Below are 20,642 nucleotides of genomic sequence, written 5' to 3' on the forward strand. Positions count from 1 at the left end.
GCTTTAGTGTTTTAAAAAACTCGGGGACTGTCCCCGCATGCTTTAAAGCGTTCAAGTGCCTCTTTTTTAGGCTTTTTTTGCTTTTGGTAGGATGATGGAGAAGGTTGTGCCTTTTCCTGTTTCGCTTTGGACGTCGATTTTTCCTGACATGGAATGAATGATGTTATAGGCTATCATCGTTCCAAGCCCAGTTCCATTTTCTTTTCGAGATCTTAATGGATTTCCGAGCAAGTTTACTTGCTCCTTCGTCATTCCTTTGCCATTATCCTCAATAACAATAAAAATCGATTCAAGCATTTCATGGATGGCAATTTCGAGTTTGCCGTTCTGTTTAATCGATTCAATTCCATTCTTTATGAAATTTAAGATTGCCTGTTGGAAATGGCTGCGATTACCTTTGACATATAACTCCTTCTCAAAGGATGGAATATAATTCAACTCAACCTGATGAATCAATGCATACGTTTGAATGCACTTTAATACATATTCGAACTCCTCGTGAATATTTAAGAGGCGATATTCCTTTTCATCGTCTCTTGCCAACACAAGATACTCATCAATAATTTTGTTTGCATTGGTTAGTTCTTTAATGCCTGTTTGGATTTCATACCTCATTTGACCTGTTATCGTTTCTACATTTTTAAGGTTTTCTAATGTTTCTTGGACAGCAATAATTGGCTGTTGCACTTGTTGGGCAATGCTGATGGAAAACTGGCTAATTAGATGCAATTTTTCAAACTCGGAAACTTCATAATGAATCATTTCCATTTCACGCAATGACTCGTTGATATAGAGTGTGGTAAACAGGGTGATAATATTTAGGAGGAAAAAGACTCCCCACATTCTAAGGCTAGTACTAAGCTCAGAGAAACGATTTAATGACTGTGTTCCTAGCGCGAATATGAAAATAGTAAAAGTTAATAAACTAAGTGCATAGGTGATTTTTTCCTTATAGGGATAGCTTTTATAATGACGAAGAGTAAAATGAAAAATCAGCGCTAAAACCGAATTTACGATAAACACAAAGTAAAATCCGTCAAATCCTAGCAGATAGAATCGATAAGCCAAAATCATCACCGACAGAATAATTCCAATTTGAAAACTACTATATAAAAATGCTAGAATCAACGGAATATAACGAAAATCTAAGATATATCCATTATTAATAGAAACGGGTTCACTCATACATAGGATAATCGAGATTCCACAAAGAATTCCAAAAACCCAATTTCGCTGATTATTTGAGCGGATTTTTTTCCGAAAATAAGACTGAAATAAGAGCATAGGAAATAAAATAATTAGGATTTGGAATAGCCATGTTTCAATTGGGGAATGAAAAAAATCTGTCATTTCACCAACTTGCATACTTTCACCTCTAATCGTATAAAAGTTATTTACATTATATATAGGGAATTTGTAAATAACAGTTACATAAATCACGAATAGAGATGTCCCAGTGACATTTTTCTATAAAAAAAGTCCACTCAAACACGAGTGGACTTAGTCATCGCTAGATAATATTCCAAAAATACGCAACAAGCTAATAAATAAATTGATGAAATCAAGGTATAGGTTTAACGCCATTAACGGGACTTCTTCGGCACTTACGCCATAGTGTTTCATACGATTGAAGTCAAAAAGAACATAGCCGCTGAATACAAGCACTCCAATAAAGGAGAAGGCAAGCATACCTGTTGAACTTAATGGCCAAATCATGTTAAAAATCGAGATGGCGATTAATGCAAGCAGTGCCGCCATTAAAATCCCACGTAAGAAAGATAAATCCTTCTTTGTTGTTGTTGCATAAATTGCTAAGCCAGTAAAGACGACTGCAGTAGTTCCAAGTGCAGATAAAACAACATTAGCACCTGTTGTTGCTAAATAATAAGCGACAATCGGATAAGTTGTTACTCCAGAAATGAAGGTAAAGACATAAAGGAATGTATAAGATATTGCTTTTCTTTTTCGTAAAAAGAAGGCAAAAACTAGCATCCCTAATTCCAATAATGCTAACGGTAAAAATAACGCCGGTGGAACAAAAACTCCAGCCATCATTCCGATTACGGCAACGGCTAATGATAGGGCAAATGCTCTTAACACCGAAGGTAAATATTCATTTGAAGCCGTATGTTGAAGATACATCTTTCTCACCTCTAATAAAATTTGTTAATGTTGATACGATTTTAAACGGGCTAAGGTTTCACATACTTGTACTAAATATATACGAAAACCCCCAAGTTTAGTACTAAATAGGAGATTGGTGACATCACCAATCTCCTAAAATTCGGATTAAAAAGCCCAGTTACCATTACGGAAAATCGGTTCAACCGTACCGTCGGCTTTAATGCCGTCAATATCCATTTCAGCCGATCCGACCATAAAGTCGACATGAGTTAAGCTTTCATTGTAGCCATTTTCAAGCAGTTCTTCATGAGACATTTGCTTTCCACCATCTAAACAGAAAGCATATGCATTCCCAATCGCAAAATGGTTGGATGCATTTTCATCAAATAAAGTGTTATAGAATAGAACATTGGATTGTGAAATTGGTGATTGGTGTGGAACTAAAGCCACCTCTCCAAGATAATGTGATCCTTCATCCGTATCCACTAATCTTTTTAAAATCTCTTCGCCTTGCTCAGCCTTAACGCTGACAATTCGTCCGTTTTCGAAAGTTAAGCTAAAATGATCAATAATATTTCCGCCGTAGCTTAATGGTTTGGTACTTGAAACCGTACCATTAACTCCAGTTTTAGCTGGAATCGTAAATACCTCTTCAGTAGGCATGTTTGCCATGAATTCGTGACCTTGTGCATTGATGCTGCCAGCCCCGACCCAAAGATGTTTAGCAGGAAGCTCAACCGTTAAGTCCGTTCCTGGTGCTTTATAATGAAGTTTTTGATAGCGCTTTTCATTTAGATAATGAACTTTCTCATGAAGGTTTTTGTCATGAGTTTTCCATGCATCAACTGGATGTTCTAGGTCAGCGCGGGTTGCTTTAAATATGGCATCCCATAGCATAGGAACCTGCTTTTCGCTAGGCTCATTTGCAAAAACTTTAGCGGCCCAACCAGGTGATGCTGCAGCTACAACTGTCCAACTTACTTTATCAGACATCGTATATTGACGGTATTTTTTTAACGCAGTCCCCGCTGCTTTTTGGAAATTGCTGATTCGTTCTGGATTAACACCTTTAAACAAGTCAGGAGAGGAAGAAACAACCGACATAAAAGCTGCATTATTTTCGGCTAAATCCTCTAATTCTTTTGCTCTCCACTGTGGATATTCTTGGAATGCTTCATCAGGTGCTAAGTCGTATTTGTAACGAGAAACGGTATCATCCGTCCAGTTTACAACAACATTATGAGCCCCAATTTCATAGGCTTTTTTAACAACTAAACGTACAAATTCAACCGCATCAAATGTAGCATTAACGACCAACGTTTGCCCTTTCTGAACGTTTACTCCTACTTTGACAGCTAATTCTGCGTATTTTTCTAATTTTGTTTGAAAATCGCTCATCTCTAAAACCCCTTTGTCAGAATCTTTAAGTATCATTTTACAGTTAATAATCGGAAAAAGAAACTTTTAAGCTATGTATGCAAACAAAAAACGGCAAACCAGTTGCCGTTTACTATTGTACCAAATGATTGTCTTTTTCGATATTAATGCTTTGCTTCTTAGGTGAGTAAACTTTAATATGAGCAATTACACCGAAAGTGAAAATGCTTACAAAAGTCAAAACACCTGTGAATGTATTAGGAGATAAATATTCGTACCATTCCATTGGTCGTCAACCCCTTAATATAACAATTTAAACTATTTTTTCAATGTCTATCTAATGAATATTATATTACAATTTTGTGAACTTTCGCAAGTCGAAATAATTCGACACGAAAAGTAAATCTCATGTCGAAAGGGATTTTTTTCTAAAATACTGTTGACTGTTATCAAAATGTATATTATTATCAATAGTGATAATGATAACAACCTAAAGGGATAAATTTTTTTAACCTATTATTATCGAAAATGATAATAATAAGAAAAAACAGGAGCATTACAAATGAAAAATTCACGAGCCAAATTATTTTTTCACCCAGTACGATTGAAAATAATCCAAACTTTATTGAATTACCAACAGCAAAGCGTTGGCCAAATGGCTGAAAAGCTATCTGATGTTCCGCAAGCCACTTTGTATCGTCAACTAAATAAGCTGTTGGAGTCTGATGTGATTGAGGTCGTTCAGGAAAATCAAATTAGAGGGACAGTCGAAAAGGTCTACAGCTTAAAGAAGCCACAAATCCATACAAATGAGGAGCTTCTAAGTCTTTCAAAGGACCAGCATTTAGAACTTTTTTTAAGCTTTACAACACAGTTACTGAATTTATATGAAAATTATTTAAACCAAGGGGATGTAGACTTATTGAAGGATGGTGTCAGCTATCGAGTTGCCAATTTACATTTAACGGATGAAGAGTATTTGGATTTAGTGAAAAAAATGAGTGGGTTATTGCAAAAAGCAATGCAAAATGAACCAACGCCAGAGCGTCGCGAAATAAACATTGCAACCATAGTCATACCGGAAAAACCAAAACAATAGGGGTGGAGAAAATGGAAAAGGAAATTAAAATTAACGGAAAAAATACAATTTACGGGACTTTAGCAATTCCGAATGATGTGGTGGATGGAGAAAAATATCCTGCAGTTCTTTTAATAGCTGGTTCCGGACCGCTTGATCGTGATGGAAATGATAGAAAAGGCAAGTTCCAGACAAATCTATATAAAGGGCTTGCTCAATATATGACTAATTTAGGATTCGTAACTTTTAGATACGATAAACGCGGAACGGGTCAAGCCGAAGGCGAGTGGCTGGCAAGTGGTTTGTCTGATTTGGTGGAGGATGCCCAAAAGTCAGTCGAATTTCTTAAGTCCCATCCATATGTTGATCCGGAAAAAATCATTGTCTGTGGTCATAGTGAAGGGGCGATTATTGCTACAAGATTAGCAGAGCTACTTCCGCTTGCGGGAATCATGTTTTTGTCAGGTGGGGTTGATAATCTATCACAAGCACTTAAACAGCAGCGTCTATTGGGCTATAAGGAATTGTGTGAAACACCAGGATTTAAAGGTTGGATATACCGTAAAATAAATATTGCCGAAAAAGGTGAAAAACAAGCAGAAGCATTTATGGAAAAAGTCCGTAAAACGGATAAAGATATTATTAAATTACAACTATTCTTCAAACAACCCGCCAAGTGGTTCCGTGAACACGATGCCTATGATACAAGGGAAGCGCTAAAAAACGTTAGCTGCCCGGTGATTGCGATTCATGGAGACAAAGATGTAAACGTGGATAATGAAGTATTAAAAGAGCTGGCTGGTTTGGTGAAAGGAAAAAGTGAGTACCATATTATTACGAATATGGAGCACGGTCTTCGTATTCAAACGGAACCAAAAAACATCTTAAACGTCCGGAAAATTTTTAATGAACTAATGAAACGCCCACTACACGAAGAGGCACTCGAAAAAATCGCTAATTGGCTTGTGACGAATTTTAAAAATGAAGAAGTAGAAAATAGAAAAGCAATCTAATAAAAACAGACCGTCAACCTACAAAAGTTGACGGTCTGTTTCTTATTCTTTATTTTCCAAAGCAGCCTTCAACAAATCTCCCAGGCTCGTTCCGAAATCATCATTTTTCGCCGAATATTTCTGTACAAGTTTCCGTTCCTCATGCTTCGTAACCGCTTTTTTCTTCGCTTCTGCCTTTTCGACTAAATTACATGGGCGGCATTGGAAGTAAGCGCCAGCCTTGCCATCGTGGATTTCCATCTTCTTATGGCATTGTGGACAACGGCGATTTGATAATTTAGGATCCTTGCGGCGGCGATAGCCACATTCGTGACTGGAGCAAACAAGAATTTTGCCTTCCTTCGTATTCCGTTCCTTTAAAAACGATTGGCATTCCGGACATTTTGAACCGGTTAGATTATGAGCCCGATATGATTTGTTGCTGCCTTTGACTTCGCTAACAAGTTTTTCCGTTAGCTTTCGAATGTTTTGTCCAAACTCCTTTGGACTTGCTTTGCCCTTGGAAATGAGCTCCAATTGCTGCTCCCATTTAGCCGTTAAGTCGGGTGATTTCAATTCATCATTTACTAGCTCAAACAACTGCTTGCCTTTTGAGGTTGGAATGAGCTTGCCGTTTGTGCGCTCGACTACCTCTGTCTCAATGATGCGTTCAATCAATTCAGCTCTGGTTGCTGGAGTCCCTAATCCGAATTTTTCCATTCTGCCTAGTAAATCAGCCTCGGTAAAACGGCTTGGAGGCTCAGTTAATCCTTTTGTTACCTGTACGGTACGAATAGAAAACTTTTTGCCGACTTCTAAGTTTACTTTTTTGTTAGTTCTATTGCTATCTTCCTTACTTATTACCATTTTAAAACCAAGGTTCACAACATTCGTTTCTCGCAAAACAAGTCGCTCATTACCTGCCTTGAGTGAGACATGTGTCGTTTCGTATTCATATTCCGGGTAAAATAGAGCCAAGAAGCGTCTAGCAATCAAGTCATAGACCTTTTTTTCATCTGAATCGAGAACGTCTAGTCGAAGCCGTTCTTCAGTTGGAATAATCGCATGATGGTCGGTAACCTTATCATTGTTAAAAACCTTGCGATTGGCAACTTTACCGCGATTTTTTATTGGTTGTCCCGTCTCATCTTTATAACCTGATCCCATTGCCTGCAAACGTTCAAGCATCGTTGCTTCCATATCGGTCGTTAAATAGCGGGAATCAGTCCGCGGGTAAGTGACCAATTTATATTGCTCGTATAACCGTTGTAGGACAGACGATGTTTTTTTCGCCGAAAAACCGAAGCGTTTATTGCAATCGCGCTGTAGTTCGGTTAAATCATATGGAAGGGGCTGAGCCTCTTTTTTAGAGGTCTTTTTAACATTTTCAACGACAGCTTCTGTTTTTTCTAGCTGCTCCTTGATTCGATTAACTGTTTCCAATGCGAAGATTCGCTTTTCTCCGTCTTTTTCCCATTCAGCCTCACTAACGCCAATTGGAACCTTAATCGTCCAATATTCCTTTGGAACAAACTTTTGAATTTCAGCTTCTCTTTCTAAAATTAAGGCCAGTGTCGGAGTCTGGACTCGACCTGCAGATAGTGGGTCTTTATATTTGGTTGTTAATGCTCTTGTTACATTTAGTCCGATTAACCAGTCTGCTTCCGCACGGCAAATGGCTGACTGGTAAAGGTTCTCGAATTGCTGACCGGGCTTTAGGTTTTTAAATCCGTCTTTTATCGCTTTATCTGTATAGGAGGAAATCCACAATCTTTTTAATGGCTTCCGAACTTTAGTTTTTTCTAAAATCCATCTAGCAACTAGTTCACCTTCGCGCCCGGCATCGGTAGCAATAATAATTTCTTTAATCTCATTACGTTTAACGAGGCTTTCGATGGCTCTGAATTGATGGTGGGTTTGCTTCATGACATTTAGTCCCATCTTATCAGGAATAATCGGTAGGTCCTCTAAGTTCCATGTTCGATATTTTGTATCGTATTGCTCGGGCATTTTTAATTCAACAAGATGACCAAGTGCCCAAGTAACAATATATTGAGGACCTTCTATATAGCTTTTCGATTGCTGTTTACAGCCAAGGACACGAGCAAGTTCTCTTGCGACGCTGGGCTTTTCAGCTAATACAAGTGATTTCATAGGTTTAAAACTCCTTTCATATACAGTATATCGAAAATGGAACATTCTTGACAAAAATGGAGAAGAAAACATAGAATGAACGTAGTTGTGTGTATTTTTTGAAAATTCCTTTAAGGTAGAGGATTACAATGAATTTACATCTTGTTCAACATAAATATGATTTTAAAAAGAGCCCGGTATTTTAGTCTAACTAAAATCCGGGCTTTTTCTTTATTACACTAAAGTGGTAGAGGAGCAAAAGAAAATGATCGAATTAAATGGTAAAAGTTTAACTCTTAGCACTATGAAAGAAATTTTAACCAAGAAATTACAAGTTGTGGCTTCAAAGGAAAGCCTTGCAGTTGCGCAAAAAAGCCGCGATGCGGTTGATAAAATCGTATCCGACAGAAAAGTCGTTTATGGAATTAATACTGGATTTGGTAAGTTTAGCGATGTTCCAATTGACCAAAACGATGTAAGAGATCTGCAGATTAATTTAATCCGCTCGCATGCTTGTGGAGTTGGTGAGCCATTCCCGAAAGTTGTCTCAAAAGTGATGCTATTATTAAGAGCCAATGCATTGTTAAAGGGTTTTTCTGGTATTCGTCCTATTGTCATCGAAAGATTGCTTGAATTCTTTAATAAAGACATTATTCCAGTGGTGCCGCAACAAGGCTCATTAGGAGCGAGTGGCGATTTAGCGCCGTTATCTCACCTAGTGCTACCGTTGGTTGGCGAAGGTGAAGTATTTTATCAAGGTAAAAGGCTGCCCGCTGCTGAGGTTTTGTTTTTAGAGGAGATAAAGCCTTTAACATTGGAAGCTAAAGAAGGCTTGGCGTTAATAAATGGAACTCAAGCCATGACAGCGATGGGAGTTGTCGGTTATTTAGAGGCAGAAAATCTCGCATTTCAAAGTGAATTAATCGCGTCGATGACGATGGAAGGTCTAAGAGGAATTACCGATGCCTTTACTGAGGAGATTCATGTGGCAAGGGGCTATCAGCAGCAGGTTGACACAGCAGCGCGGATTCGCAAGTTTTTAAGTGGCAGTCAGTTGACGACGCGACAAGGCGAACTTCGCGTGCAGGATGCCTATTCGATAAGATGTATTCCGCAAGTTCATGGGGCTTCGTGGCAAGCATTGGATTATGTGAAGGAAAAACTGGAGATTGAAATGAACGCCGCTACAGACAATCCGTTAATTTTCCATGATGGTGAAATGGTTGTGTCCGGGGGGAATTTCCATGGACAGCCGATTGCCTTTGCGATGGATTTTATGAAGATTGCTGTTGCCGAGTTAGCGAATATCTCCGAGCGTCGGATTGAGCGTTTAGTGAATCCTCAATTGAATGATTTACCACCGTTTTTAAGCCCGGAGCCCGGTTTGCAATCGGGTGCGATGATTTTACAATACAGTGCGGCTTCATTAGTGTCGGAAAATAAAACCTTGGCCCATCCAGCGAGTGTCGATTCGATTCCTTCATCTGCTAACCAGGAGGATCATGTTAGCATGGGTACCATCGCTTCGAGGCATGCCTATCAAATCATTCAAAATGCAAGACGTGTGTTAGCAATTGAATTGCTGTGCAGTTTGCAGGCGGTAGAATATCGTGGGGTTGAAGGGATGGCAACGTCAACGCGTGCATTGTTTGATAAGGCACGTGAGGTGGCACCGTCCATTGTCAAGGATCGAATTTTCTCTAGTGATATAGAAGCATTGGCAGAGTGGATGAAGAAAGTTTCGATTGAGGATATTTTAGTGGACAATGGCTCAAGCAATAAACAAGAAACAAATTAACAAAGAGCCCTCAATTCCAATGAGGGCTCTTTTACTCAAGTTATTCCGTTTTTTCGCGACGATTTTTAAATGCTTCCTGCACCACGATGAATTCTTCATCTTCAATGCTTTGCTTCGCGTGTTTTTCAACCTGGTTACCGGCAGGCAGAGGTCCAGGATGGCCTTTCTTTTTATGTCCAAAATGATTTCCGCGTCCCATTCAAAAATCCACTCCTTTCACAGTGACATATATAGATTTCCCGATTCGTGAAGGGAGTATGTAAAAGTGGTAAAACAGTTCATTTCCCGTATCATCTTTTGCATAAATATTTTATACTATTGATATAGGGTAATTACCTTTTAACTAGGAGGCTTAACTGAGATGGATTTTTTTAGTATTCTTTCCGAGCAAGCCATAAAAAAAGCGTATGAAGATGGGGAATTCGAGAATCTTCCTGGGTATGGAAAACCGCTTCAATTAGATGATTTATCGGGTGTGCCGGAGGAATTGAGAATGGCCTACCGAATGATGAAAAACGCTGGATTCTCACCCGAGGACAATAAACTAAGACAAGAAATGATGACAATTGAAGGCTTAATCAGGAATTGTGAAGATCCAGAAGAGAAATCGAAACTACAAAAAAATCTGAATGAAAAGCTGTTACGCTTCAATCAGACCATGTCAAAAAGAGGTGGCAAAACCAACTCATCGCTATTTAAAAATTACCAAGAAAAAATTAATAAAAAACTATTATAAGATGATAAAATGGCTCCAAGAATTTGAATATTCTAGGAGTCTTTTTCTTTTACCGGTTTGCAAGCTCTATCAATAATAAATCCGAACACAGCCATAAAAACAATAGGAATCGCGTAATTCAAAATGTGGAAAAAGGTCATCTTGAAACACATCCTTTCAATGTAGAATTTTCACCGTCTATATATTAGTAACTATTATATGATAATTGTCATAAAATAGACAATATTCAACCGGAATATATATTGACATTTTTTATTCCTGTATATACCTATTGAGATTGAGAGGAGTTGTAACATGATTATTTTAAAATCAACTCGAGAAATCGAAAAAATGAATAAAGCGGGAAAATTATTAGCTGATTGCCATAGGGAAATTGCTAAACTAATAAAGCCTGGAGTGAATACGTGGGAAATTGATGTCTTTGTTGAGGAATTTTTAAAGAAAAATGGTGCAACCCCTGAACAAAAGGGTTATCGAGGCTATGAATATGCAACATGTGCAAGTATTAATGATGAAATATGTCATGGTTTTCCCCGAAAAAACCCATTGCAGAATGGAGATATTGTAACGATCGATATGGTCGTCAATTTAAATGGTGCGCTAGCGGATTCCGCCTGGTCCTATGCTGTAGGCAACATTTCTAAAGAAACGAAACAATTATTAGAAGTGACCAAAGCGGCTCTCTACCGTGGAATAGAAGCTGCCCAACCTGGAAGTCGAATTGGTGATATCGGTCATGCGATTCAATCGTTTGTGGAGGCAGAAGGTTTTTCGGTAGTTCGTGACTTTATTGGACATGGGATTGGGGCAACGATTCATGAACAACCAAACGTCCCGCATTTCGGCCAACAGGGTAAAGGAATACGAATAAAAGAGGGGATGGTTTTTACCATTGAACCGATGGTGAATGTTGGAGATTATAAAACGAAAATGGATGGTAATCAATGGACAGCACGCACCATTGACGGCAAGAATTCCGCCCAATATGAGCATACCATTGCAATTACAAAGGAAGGACCACTGATTTTAACAGAACAAGAATAAAACGGTTTGCCCAAGTAGTGTGGGCAAACCGTTTATTTTCGTAAGCTTCCTAATTCTTCGGCAATGGCCTGCATTTCATTAGGGCTAAAGCTTGTTTTTTTCATGACGTGCTCATAAATATCCTTTAATTCCTCGTACATTTCCTCATCAAAATGTGACGGCTTAATGGCACCGAAGTTTAATACCTTTAATTTCTCTTTAATTTTTTCAATCATATATTCCACGTTTTCTACCGATTTTTGTGATAAATCCATTGCCAAGTCCCCCTTGTAAAATGCTTTGTTACCATCTTTTCATTTTTAAAATTAATTGTCAATCAAAGTTTGAGCACAGCCTTTGTTTCAAAACAATGCAAGTTTTGGTATAAAAGTATTAGGGAATCATAAATATATCAAACAATAGGGAGTTTTCGAATATGGGGAATACCAATAAATTTTGGACAGGCGTTATTGCCGGGGCAGTCGCCGGTGGCTTAATCAGTTTGCTTGATCGTGAAACACGCCAAACTGTTGGTGAAAAAACTGGCAAAGCAGTGAAAAATATTTCTTATGTAATAACGCATCCTAAGGAGATAGCAACCAATATTAAGGAAAAGACGATTGCCTTAAAGGAAACGGCACTACAAATGAGTGAAGACATTTCTTTTATCGCTCAGAAAATTGATGAGGTAAGAGAACTGACTCCTGAGGTCACAGGTCTTGTAAAAGATACAAAAGAAGCATTTTTTAAAGATAAGGAAAACATAGAAGAACTTTAAAACTGCTGAGGTGATGTAGTGAAAGAACTAAACAGATCGCTCTTAGTTGATTTATGGTATCGAATTGAGGAAGATGATGTTTCGGGGCTAGCCTCACAACTAGCCTACTTTTTCCTATTATCACTTTTTCCCTTATTAATTGTCGTTGTTTCGATTATTCCGTTACTGCCGATTTCTGAGGTGGATTTACTTGGGGTTGTAAGGGATTTTGCGCCTGCTGAGGCAATGGCATTAATCGAAACCAATTTATCAGGAATCATGCAACACTCAAATGGGAAGCTGCTAAGTTTCGGGATCATCGGGACGTTATGGTCTGCTTCCAATGGAATTAACGCAATCGTCAGAGCTTTTAACAAAGCCTATGATGTGAAGGAAAGTAGAAATTTTATAGTCGCAAGGGGAATGGCTGTTTTATTTACCTTTGCCATGACGTTTGTCTTCATCATTTCATTGTTGCTTCCTGTTTTTGGAAAGAAAATCGGTTTAGTTTTATTCTCGGAGTTTGGCCTTTCTCATGAATTTTTAGGATTGTGGAATATGGGGAGATGGCTATTTAGCTCCATCATTCTTTTTATTATTTTTACAGTATTATACTGGATGGCTCCTAATAAAAAAATTAAATGTGTTAGTGTCATGAGAGGAGCGATTTTTTCCACGATTGGTTGGATTTTAACGTCGTTGGCATTTTCCTACTATGTTGGTCATTTTGGAAATTATTCGGCGATGTATGGTAGTATTGGTGCCATTATCGTCCTCATGATTTGGCTGTATTTATCAGGGTTTATTATCCTTCTAGGTGGCGAAATCAACGCTTATTATAGTAAAAGGGAAGGCTGCTAACATTTCCCTTCGATAGAAAATGGACTTTGAACCAAACTAATATGTGTGAGGGATACACGAGAGTCCCTTGAACTTTTTTAGGAGGTCAGAGACGATGACAAAAAAAACAAAAAAAGATGGCAGTACGAAACAAAAGTCAAAAGGTGCTAAAGGAAACAAAACTTCAGGCTCTGCTAACGGTTCGAATAGCTATCATTAAACCTTAGGTCCACTAGAGTTGGGCATAAATAAAAAGGTGACCTAACTTAGGTCACCTGTTCTTTACTTTAAAAGTCTTAAGCTATTCAAAATCACCAAAATCGTGCTTCCTTCATGGCCAATAACACCAAACGGCAAGTCTAAAAGCTGTAAAAAGTTTGAAGCGATTAAGGCAATAATGACAAGCAGGGAAAACACAATATTTTGCTTGATGATCCGATTCATCCGTTTGGAAAGGCGAATCGCTTCGGCAATTCTAGGCAAGTCGTTTTTCATTAAAACGACATCTGCTGTTTCCAATGCAACGTCAGTGCCTTCCCCCATAGCAATACCAACATTAGCAGTGGCAAGAGCAGGGGCATCGTTAATACCGTCACCGACCATTGCAACCACTTGAAAGCGTTCCTTCAATTTTTTAAGGTGATTGACTTTTTCTTCAGGGAGACATCCGGCAACGTACTCACTAACTTTACTTTCTGTAGCTATAACCTTTGCCGTTTTTTCACTGTCACCTGTTAACATCACGGAATGAATACCCAAATCCGCTAGCTCTTGAATAGCCCGCCCTGATTCTTCGCGAACGACGTCCATTAAAGCTACTAATGCGATAACCCGGTCACTCTTTTGTACATAAACGATGGTTTTTCCTTCGCTGGCCAACTTTTCAACCGCATGAGACATCTCGGTATCATTATCCAAGTTCACTACAAAATCCGCCTTGCCTATTTTCCATTCCTCCGCACCTATTTTGGCTTGCACACCCATTCCAACTATGTCTTCAATCGTTTCAGGCTGTAAAAGCTCTTGCGCAATCTGACCTTTAACATATGATACGATGGAACGAGCGAGCGGATGATTCGAATGATTTTCAATCGAAGCAATTTTCCAAAGTGCATCTTCGTCCACAACACCATCCAACCAATACAAATCGGTTACGATAGGCTTTCCTTTTGTTAATGTCCCAGTTTTATCAAAAGCAATGGCCTTTATATGGCTTAAATTTTCTAAATGGACGCCTCCTTTAAAAAGTATTCCATGGCGCGCTCCATTCGAAATCGCTGAAAGAGTAGCCGGCATGATCGATGCAACTAGGGCACAAGGAGAAGCAACCACTAACAAAATCATTGCCCGATAGAAAGTCTCTGTCCAACTCCAGCCAAGTAAAAAGTGTGGAAGGAACATCATTAGTGCCACAATCGCCAAAATCACCTTTACATAAGTACCCTCAAACTTTTCAATAAAAAGTTGGGATGGTGACTTTTCGCTTTGCGCGTTTTGCACCAACTGAATGATTTTTTGAAAAAGCGTCTCACTGTTTGGCTTTGTAATTTCAACCGTTATTGAGCCCGTTAGGTTTACAGTCCCGGCAAACACTACGTCGTCCAGATTTTTTGTTACAGGTATTGATTCACCGGTGATGGCTGCTTCATCGATATTGGTGACTCCCTTTAAAATTCTCCCATCTGATGGAACTCGTTCCCCCGGTTTAATTAAAATATGGTCGCCTATTACTAATTCGGATACATGAACTTTCTTTTCGATACCGCGGTTAATTCGCAATGCCTCTTCAGGTTGAAGGTTCATTAGCGCTGAAATCTCTTTATGGCTTTTGTTCATCGTGAAAGTTTCAAGCGCACCGCTTACCGCAAAAATAAAGATGAGCATTGCTCCTTCCGTCCAGTAGCCAATGATGGCCGAACCTATTGCTGCTAAAATCATCAGCATTTCCACATTTAATTCTTTATTAGTGATTGTTTCTTCAATGCCTTCCTTCGCTTTGGCAAAACCACCAATGATAAACGACAATAGGTAAAGAACAACACCTGTTGTGTGGTACCCGAAGTGCTCGCTAAGCCATCCGGAAAAAATCAAAATTCCACATAAGCCAGCTGCAATTAATTCGAGATGGGGCTTCACTTTTTCAAAAATACTTTGCCTTTCTAATTCTGTCTTGGCCAACGCGATTCCTGCCATTTTTCAATCCCTCCTAATTGATAAAAATAATCACAATCAATACCCCTTAAAAAGCACGAAAGCTGCCACTAGGGGAAATCGAAAATCGATTTGCCCTAAATGACAGCAAAAAATTTACAAGAAAAGAATATTTGTAGTTACTTACATCTTATCATATAATTTATTGGCTAGGAAAGAAAATGCTACTAAATGGAGGCGCAAATTGATGAATGCGCAAAAATTTTTCACCCATCCGTTAGGAATTGTCCTATCTGCCACAGGTTCGACCTTTTTGTGGGGTAGTGCATTTCCTTTTATTAAATTAAGCTATAAGAGTTTAGATATAAGACCTGAAGAAATTGGCGAGCAAATGATCTTTGCTGGTTACCGCTTTTTCTTAGCTGGTTTAATGATTTTGTTGTTTTTCACATTATTAAAAAGGAATATGATGTTTCAGAAACAGACCCTTTGGCCGGTTATGAAAATAGGACTCTTTCAAACTTTTTTTCAATATGTTCTTTTTTATATCGGTTTAAGCTATTCTACAGGAATTCAAGGCTCAATTATCGCTGGAACAACGTCGTTTTTTCAAATCCTATTAGCTCATTTTATGTATAAAAATGATCGCCTTAATATGGTGAAAACGGTTGGAATATTCCTTGGTTTTGCTGGCGTCATTTTTGCAAATCTGCCAAAGGGCGAACTGCAGATTGATTTTGGTTGGGGAGAGGTTTTATTAATCCTCGCGATGCTATCTGGTGCACTAGGTAACATTTTAGCACGAAACGGCAGTGCCAAAATGGAGGTCGGTTACTTAACGGCTTATCAAATGGTGTTTGGTGCGCTCGGATTATTAGTAGTCGGCTCATTCTCTTCAAAGCTGTTCCCGTTTCACTTTAATGCTCCAGCGGTCTGGATGCTGCTTTATTTGGCGTTTCTTTCAGCAGCCGGCTTTATCCTATGGAACAATGTGATGAAATACAACCAGGTTGGACTTGTCTCCATGTATATGTTTTTAGTTCCGGTCTTTGGAGTGATTCTTTCATCATTCTTACTAGGGGAACAGGTTTATTTCCTCGTAATGGTCGGCTTGGCCCTCGTTGTTTCGGGAATTGTTATTGTTAACCGTCCGAAACGGGCGAAGGTAGATGTGGAAATGGAGCAAACGATGTAAAGGAGAACCGCACAGAGACACTGTGCGGTTTTCCCTTACATTCCTTTATAAGCTTCATTTTTCTTTAAAATCTCGAATATTTGATCAACCATTTCTGTCCTGACATCGCCATCCACACTTTCGCTACATCGGTCCCAGTCCAATTCTATCGTTCCTTGGTTAATCCAAACCTTAAGTTTGTATTGATCTAATGGTTTATCCTGGCATTTAGTAGAGGTAACCTTATTAGCAAAAATCCCCTTAAGGGTCATCACTTTAAATATTTCCTGCATTTCCTTATCGGAAAATTGAAAGTCAGCGACAACGGACGTTTCCCCATTTTGTAGACCTTTGACAAGTTTTTGATTTTTCGTATCGATGATATTTTTTCCATCCCCATACTCGAGTCGGAACGCGAAGTAGTCTTCTTGAGCTAAATTATAACCGATTGAGACTATCGGATGATTTCCGGTTCCTCCGTCAGGCGCTACACAGTCCTCTAACACATATTCCAGTTCAGTTTCCGTTTCACTCCGGGTCATATTTTTACACTTATAGGTGTAAATTTCTCCGGAACCGAATTTGTCCTCGGTATTATCATTGGTGATGGTCAATTCTTTGCCGTCATAAACGACAGTATCATAAATCTGATCACCTTCGATGGTGTAGTGGGTAATTTTCACTTCATCCGATTTTTTGGCTGTAATATTTTCGACAAATCCGTCTAGGCGTTTAAGGTTTTCCACGTTTCGGTAGCGGTGTATAATTTCGTTGCTTTCTGAAACATTTGAGCTAGTTGGTTCTTGCTTATTTACAGTTGAATCCGTTCCACATGCCGATAAAATAAGCAGGGCAGTAATACCTACAAATAAAAGCTGTTTTTTAAACATGGATTGACACTCCCTTCAAACTATTGGACGTTACAATGGAGGAATGGTTTCAAACTTCTAAGTTATTTCTAATTTCATAATAAAGCCTTCTAAAAAGGCTTTTTTAGAAGGCAGATTAAATAGCTTTGGAATTTTCACTAACGGTTACGGTGGTCTTTGCTTTGCTGAAAAATTGAATAAAGAAGATGATTAGGAAAAGTGTACTAATAATATTAAAGAAACTAATGTGATTGAAAAATTGGATAAACAAGCCACCAAAAAATGGTCCAGCCAAACTGCCGAAACTAAAGAATATCCCGCACATCAAATTTCCGGTTGGTAATAAGCTTTTTGGTACCAGATCAGCCATATAGGAAATTCCAAGCGAAAAGGTCGAGCCGACAAACATACCGGCCATAAATAGACAAATCGATAAAGCCATAAAGCTATGCTCTAAAAAGCTAGCTGTTCCAAAACTTAAAAAACCTAGGAATAAAATAAGAATCAGAACATTGCGGCGCCCCCACCGATCACTAATCATCCCGAGAGGCAATTGGAAGACGATTCCCCCGACTGCAAATGAGGCTAGCAGGATGGAAACATTAGAAACATCGAGGCCGATTCTTAGGCCATACACTGGGAAGCTTCCGTTTAGGCTGGACTCTAAAAATCCATAAGCGAACGGTGGTAAAAAAGCGACCCAACCATATTTCCAGGCTTGTGAAAATCTTTTTAATGTATCCAAAAAGGAATTCATCCGAACTTCTTGTTCTGGATATTCATTTTTTAAAAGAAAAACGAAAAGCCAACCAATTAAGCACATAATCGTTGAAACAATAAAAGGCAAAGCCTCATTAATGTCGACTAATGGAGTCATTAATGGACCTGCGGCAAAGCCAATTCCAAAAAACAAGCCATAAAGCGAGAGGTTCCGTCCGCGCCGATTTTCAGGTGAAAAGTCGGTAATCCAGGTCTGTGTGGCAAAATGTAAGGAATGATCACCAATACCGATTAACAGACGCAATATGAACCAAAACCAGAACGTTTTCCAAAGCGGGAATAGAGCTAACGATATGACCACTAATAAACCGCCAAAAATAATGATAGGTTTGTAACCGAATCTTCGGAGCGGTTGCTCCATAAATGGAGATGCTAATAGAATTCCAATATATAAGGCGGTTGCATTTAGTCCGTTTAACGAAGAGGAGACACCACTATTTTCAAAAATCACGGCAATTAACGGAAGTAGCATCCCTTGGCTAAAACCGGAAATAGCGACAATACTAACTAATATCCAAAATCGAAGTTTACTTTCCATTTAAAAAATCTCCACATTTAAGATTTTTGTATACATGAATTCCCTTTTACAAATAATAAAACTCCTTAATGATGGTAGAGTGAAAAATAATAAATTGCAAGGATTAATAATTTGGTATTTAATGGAGATAAAATGAATGCAGTTACTTATTTTTGAGGAGTGGCTTTATGGTTAATCGAATTTTTATGCTTGCTACATTCATTGGAGTACCAGTATCTGTCATTGGTTCAATTATGCATTGGCCAAGTACATTATTATTTGTTATTTATTGCTTAACGATTGTGGCACTGTCAAGTTATATGGGGAGGGCGACAGAGAGTCTAGCGATTATCGCCGGTCCGAGAATTGGTGGGCTCCTAAACGCAACCTTTGGAAATGCCGTCGAATTGATTATTTCAATCTTCTCATTGAAGGCCGGGCTTGTTGGAGTCGTACTTGCCTCCTTAACTGGTTCAGTACTAGGTAATCTACTGCTGGTCGCGGGGCTGTCCTTTTTTATCGGTGGTTTAAAATTTAAACGCCAACACTTTAACGTATTTGATGCCCGTCACAATTCTGGATTATTGATGTTTGCCGTCATCGTTGCTTTTGTCATCCCAGAAATTTTTTCAATGGATATGAATACACAGAAAACGTTAAATTTAAGTGTTGGAATTTCGATAATATTAATCGCCCTTTATTTAGCTGCTTTATTCTTTAAGTTGGTTTCCCACCGTGGTGTTTATCAAAGTGGTTCGGAAGAAAGTCATCATGAAGAGGAACCAGAATGGTCAAAATGGAAGGCGGTCGGAGTGTTATTTGCTGCGACACTGGCTGTAGCTTATATTTCGGAGAATCTCGTACATACATTTGAAGTAGTGGCAGAAAGTTTTGGGTGGACGGAGTTATTTATCGGGGTTATTATTGTCGCGATTGTTGGGAATGCGGCAGAGCATGCTTCCGCAATCCTAATGGCTTATAAAAATAAAATGGATATCGCGGTTGAAATCGCAATCGGATCGACACTTCAAATTGCGATGTTTGTTGCACCAGTCCTAGTGCTCATTTCGTTATTTTTTGAAAAAACGATGTCACTCGTTTTTACGATTCCAGAATTAGTTTCAATGGCTTCAGCTGTTTTATTAACGGTCATCATCTCCAATGATGGTGAATCTAACTGGTTCGAAGGGCTGACACTGTTGGCCGCATATTTTATCATGGGAATTGGTTTTTACCTACTTTAGCCTTAAACAAACAAAGACTCTAAGCCATTTGGCGAAGAGTCTTTTTAACTTTAATAAGTATTTCCCGAATTATCGGAGTATGGTACAATTAATCATTCAAACCGTACTTTTTTTTACAAAAGAGTCAAAATTATTCATTCGCTATATTTCGGAGTCTTTCACCAACCTTCATGTTAGTTTAAAGTCAACTTTAATTGATAATAGATACAAGTAACCTCCTTTATTTTTTTTAGCGAATCGAATGCTAACGACCCTCCTTTTGTAATAAGTTAAATATAGTATAGCCTAGGTTTTTAATTTTGTAAATATTCAGATTTTTACAATTTGATTACAAAATCACTACATAAAGAGGGGAAACATGTATGACTTTTATTAAGCGATTGGTGTTTTGGCTTATTGGTATCGTCATCTTAAGTCTAGGTGCCTCCTTAACGATTAAAGCCAATATGGGTGTTGGTGCATGGGATGCTCTAAACGTAGGACTATCTAAGATGACAGGATTAACGGTGGGAAGTTTTGTTATCATTATGGGGCTAATCCTTTTGTTCGTTAATGCTTTATTATTAAAAACTAGACCAGATTATTTAGCAGTATTTACGTTTTTCATTATTGGAACATTAATTGATTTTTGGTTGTTGGTTATGTTAGTGGATTTTAATCCGTCAACCTCTATTTTTAAGTTTACTACCTTAGTAATTGGATTGCTTGTTATTGGGATTGGTGTAGCCATGTATCTCCAACCAAAATTCCCTATAAATCCTCTAGATAATTTCATGGTTGGCATTAGTCAACGCCTTGGTGTTAGCTTTGTTGTAGCCAAAACCATCGGTGAGGTTATTGCGCTCGTCTTTGCGTTAATTGTTGGGGGGCCAATTGGCTTTGGGACACTAATCGTCACGCTAGGAATTGGACCATGCATACAACTCTTTGTCCCTTTTTCTGAAAAAGTCGCCATCAATCTAGGTATTAAAAATTAATTCTTTTCAGTGGATAAGAAATGAAACTTGCGAAAAAACTAATAGCAAAGTGTATGCAATTAGTGAAAGGAG

General features: G+C 38.5%; 20 protein-coding genes. 10 read left to right on the forward strand and 10 right to left on the reverse strand.

Annotation, left to right across the window (positions count from 1 at the left end; all coding sequences use genetic code 11):
• Window positions 1-66: 66 nt before the first annotated feature.
• The 4 genes from ACX9YW_RS04665 to ACX9YW_RS04680 all read right to left on the reverse strand — a co-directional run bounded on the left by ACX9YW_RS04665 (window position 67) and on the right by ACX9YW_RS04680 (window position 3,787).
• Complete coding sequence (locus ACX9YW_RS04665) at window positions 67-1,365, reverse strand: ATP-binding protein (protein ID WP_460342538.1); 1,299 nt, start codon at window positions 1,363-1,365, stop codon at window positions 67-69.
• A gap of 135 nt (window positions 1,366-1,500) precedes the next feature.
• Entirely contained in the window at window positions 1,501-2,142 is a 642-nt protein-coding gene (locus ACX9YW_RS04670) for a Bax inhibitor-1/YccA family protein (RefSeq protein WP_460342541.1), read from the reverse strand.
• Between the two features lie 147 nt (window positions 2,143-2,289).
• Window positions 2,290-3,522 (reverse strand): aminopeptidase, encoded by a 1,233-nt coding sequence (locus ACX9YW_RS04675; RefSeq protein ID WP_460342544.1) that lies wholly within the window; start codon window positions 3,520-3,522, stop codon window positions 2,290-2,292.
• Between the two features lie 112 nt (window positions 3,523-3,634).
• Window positions 3,635-3,787, reverse strand: coding sequence for a hypothetical protein (locus tag ACX9YW_RS04680; RefSeq protein WP_460342547.1), 153 nt, complete (start codon window positions 3,785-3,787; stop codon window positions 3,635-3,637).
• Window positions 3,788-4,063: 276 nt separating this feature from the next.
• Between ACX9YW_RS04680 and ACX9YW_RS04685 the strand changes: the two genes are divergently transcribed.
• Both ACX9YW_RS04685 and ACX9YW_RS04690 read left to right on the forward strand, forming a co-directional pair.
• Window positions 4,064-4,600 (forward strand): helix-turn-helix domain-containing protein, encoded by a 537-nt coding sequence (locus ACX9YW_RS04685; protein ID WP_460342550.1) that lies wholly within the window; start codon window positions 4,064-4,066, stop codon window positions 4,598-4,600.
• Between the two features lie 11 nt (window positions 4,601-4,611).
• Complete coding sequence (locus tag ACX9YW_RS04690; RefSeq protein ID WP_460342553.1) at window positions 4,612-5,592, forward strand: alpha/beta hydrolase family protein; 981 nt, start codon at window positions 4,612-4,614, stop codon at window positions 5,590-5,592.
• A 42-nt stretch (window positions 5,593-5,634) separates the two neighbouring features.
• On the opposite strand, the gene ACX9YW_RS04695 is transcribed toward ACX9YW_RS04690, so the two are convergent.
• Entirely contained in the window at window positions 5,635-7,725 is a 2,091-nt protein-coding gene (locus ACX9YW_RS04695) for a DNA topoisomerase III (protein ID WP_460342556.1), read from the reverse strand.
• A gap of 244 nt (window positions 7,726-7,969) precedes the next feature.
• Between ACX9YW_RS04695 and hutH the strand changes: the two genes are divergently transcribed.
• A complete protein-coding gene (hutH, locus tag ACX9YW_RS04700) occupies window positions 7,970-9,502 on the forward strand; it encodes a histidine ammonia-lyase (protein ID WP_460342559.1) in 1,533 nt (510 codons plus the stop codon).
• Window positions 9,503-9,542: 40 nt separating this feature from the next.
• Here hutH and ACX9YW_RS04705 read toward each other — a convergent pair whose 3' ends face one another.
• On the reverse strand, window positions 9,543-9,701 hold the full coding sequence (locus ACX9YW_RS04705) for a hypothetical protein (protein WP_460342562.1): 159 nt from the start codon (window positions 9,699-9,701) through the stop codon (window positions 9,543-9,545).
• Between the two features lie 162 nt (window positions 9,702-9,863).
• Here ACX9YW_RS04705 and ACX9YW_RS04710 point away from each other — a divergent pair, with 162 nt between their 5' ends.
• Entirely contained in the window at window positions 9,864-10,238 is a 375-nt protein-coding gene (locus tag ACX9YW_RS04710) for a DnaJ family domain-containing protein (protein ID WP_460342565.1), read from the forward strand.
• A gap of 294 nt (window positions 10,239-10,532) precedes the next feature.
• Entirely contained in the window at window positions 10,533-11,282 is a 750-nt protein-coding gene (gene map / locus ACX9YW_RS04715) for a type I methionyl aminopeptidase (RefSeq protein WP_460342568.1), read from the forward strand.
• A 32-nt stretch (window positions 11,283-11,314) separates the two neighbouring features.
• Here map and ACX9YW_RS04720 read toward each other — a convergent pair whose 3' ends face one another.
• Window positions 11,315-11,536 (reverse strand): DUF1128 domain-containing protein, encoded by a 222-nt coding sequence (locus ACX9YW_RS04720; RefSeq protein WP_460342571.1) that lies wholly within the window; start codon window positions 11,534-11,536, stop codon window positions 11,315-11,317.
• Window positions 11,537-11,697: 161 nt separating this feature from the next.
• On the opposite strand from ACX9YW_RS04720, the gene ACX9YW_RS04725 reads away from it, so the two are divergent.
• Window positions 11,698-12,039, forward strand: coding sequence for a YtxH domain-containing protein (locus tag ACX9YW_RS04725; protein ID WP_460342574.1), 342 nt, complete (start codon window positions 11,698-11,700; stop codon window positions 12,037-12,039).
• Window positions 12,040-12,057: 18 nt separating this feature from the next.
• Window positions 12,058-12,879: a YihY/virulence factor BrkB family protein gene (locus tag ACX9YW_RS04730; RefSeq protein ID WP_460342577.1), complete on the forward strand. Its 822-nt coding sequence runs from the start codon at window positions 12,058-12,060 to the stop codon at window positions 12,877-12,879.
• A 261-nt stretch (window positions 12,880-13,140) separates the two neighbouring features.
• On the opposite strand, the gene ACX9YW_RS04735 is transcribed toward ACX9YW_RS04730, so the two are convergent.
• Window positions 13,141-15,051 (reverse strand): heavy metal translocating P-type ATPase, encoded by a 1,911-nt coding sequence (locus ACX9YW_RS04735; protein ID WP_460342580.1) that lies wholly within the window; start codon window positions 15,049-15,051, stop codon window positions 13,141-13,143.
• 205 nt (window positions 15,052-15,256) lie between these two features.
• Here ACX9YW_RS04735 and ACX9YW_RS04740 point away from each other — a divergent pair, with 205 nt between their 5' ends.
• Window positions 15,257-16,204 carry a DMT family transporter gene (locus tag ACX9YW_RS04740; RefSeq protein WP_460342583.1) on the forward strand — a complete coding sequence of 316 codons (948 nt, stop codon included), beginning with the start codon at window positions 15,257-15,259 and terminating at the stop codon, window positions 16,202-16,204.
• A gap of 35 nt (window positions 16,205-16,239) precedes the next feature.
• Here ACX9YW_RS04740 and ACX9YW_RS04745 read toward each other — a convergent pair whose 3' ends face one another.
• Complete coding sequence (locus tag ACX9YW_RS04745; protein WP_460342586.1) at window positions 16,240-17,073, reverse strand: DUF4362 domain-containing protein; 834 nt, start codon at window positions 17,071-17,073, stop codon at window positions 16,240-16,242.
• Window positions 17,074-17,188: 115 nt separating this feature from the next.
• A complete protein-coding gene (locus ACX9YW_RS04750) occupies window positions 17,189-18,370 on the reverse strand; it encodes an MFS transporter (RefSeq protein WP_460342589.1) in 1,182 nt (393 codons plus the stop codon).
• A gap of 167 nt (window positions 18,371-18,537) precedes the next feature.
• On the opposite strand from ACX9YW_RS04750, the gene cax reads away from it, so the two are divergent.
• Together cax and ACX9YW_RS04760 are read left to right on the forward strand one after the other, a co-directional pair.
• The gene (gene cax / locus ACX9YW_RS04755) at window positions 18,538-19,593 is read left to right on the forward strand and encodes a calcium/proton exchanger (protein ID WP_460342592.1); all 1,056 of its coding nucleotides are present in this window, start codon (window positions 18,538-18,540) and stop codon (window positions 19,591-19,593) included.
• A gap of 362 nt (window positions 19,594-19,955) precedes the next feature.
• Entirely contained in the window at window positions 19,956-20,570 is a 615-nt protein-coding gene (locus ACX9YW_RS04760; RefSeq protein ID WP_460342595.1) for a YczE/YyaS/YitT family protein, read from the forward strand.
• Window positions 20,571-20,642: the final 72 nt, after the last annotated feature.

Source organism: Pseudoneobacillus rhizolycopersici (assembly GCF_054786815.1).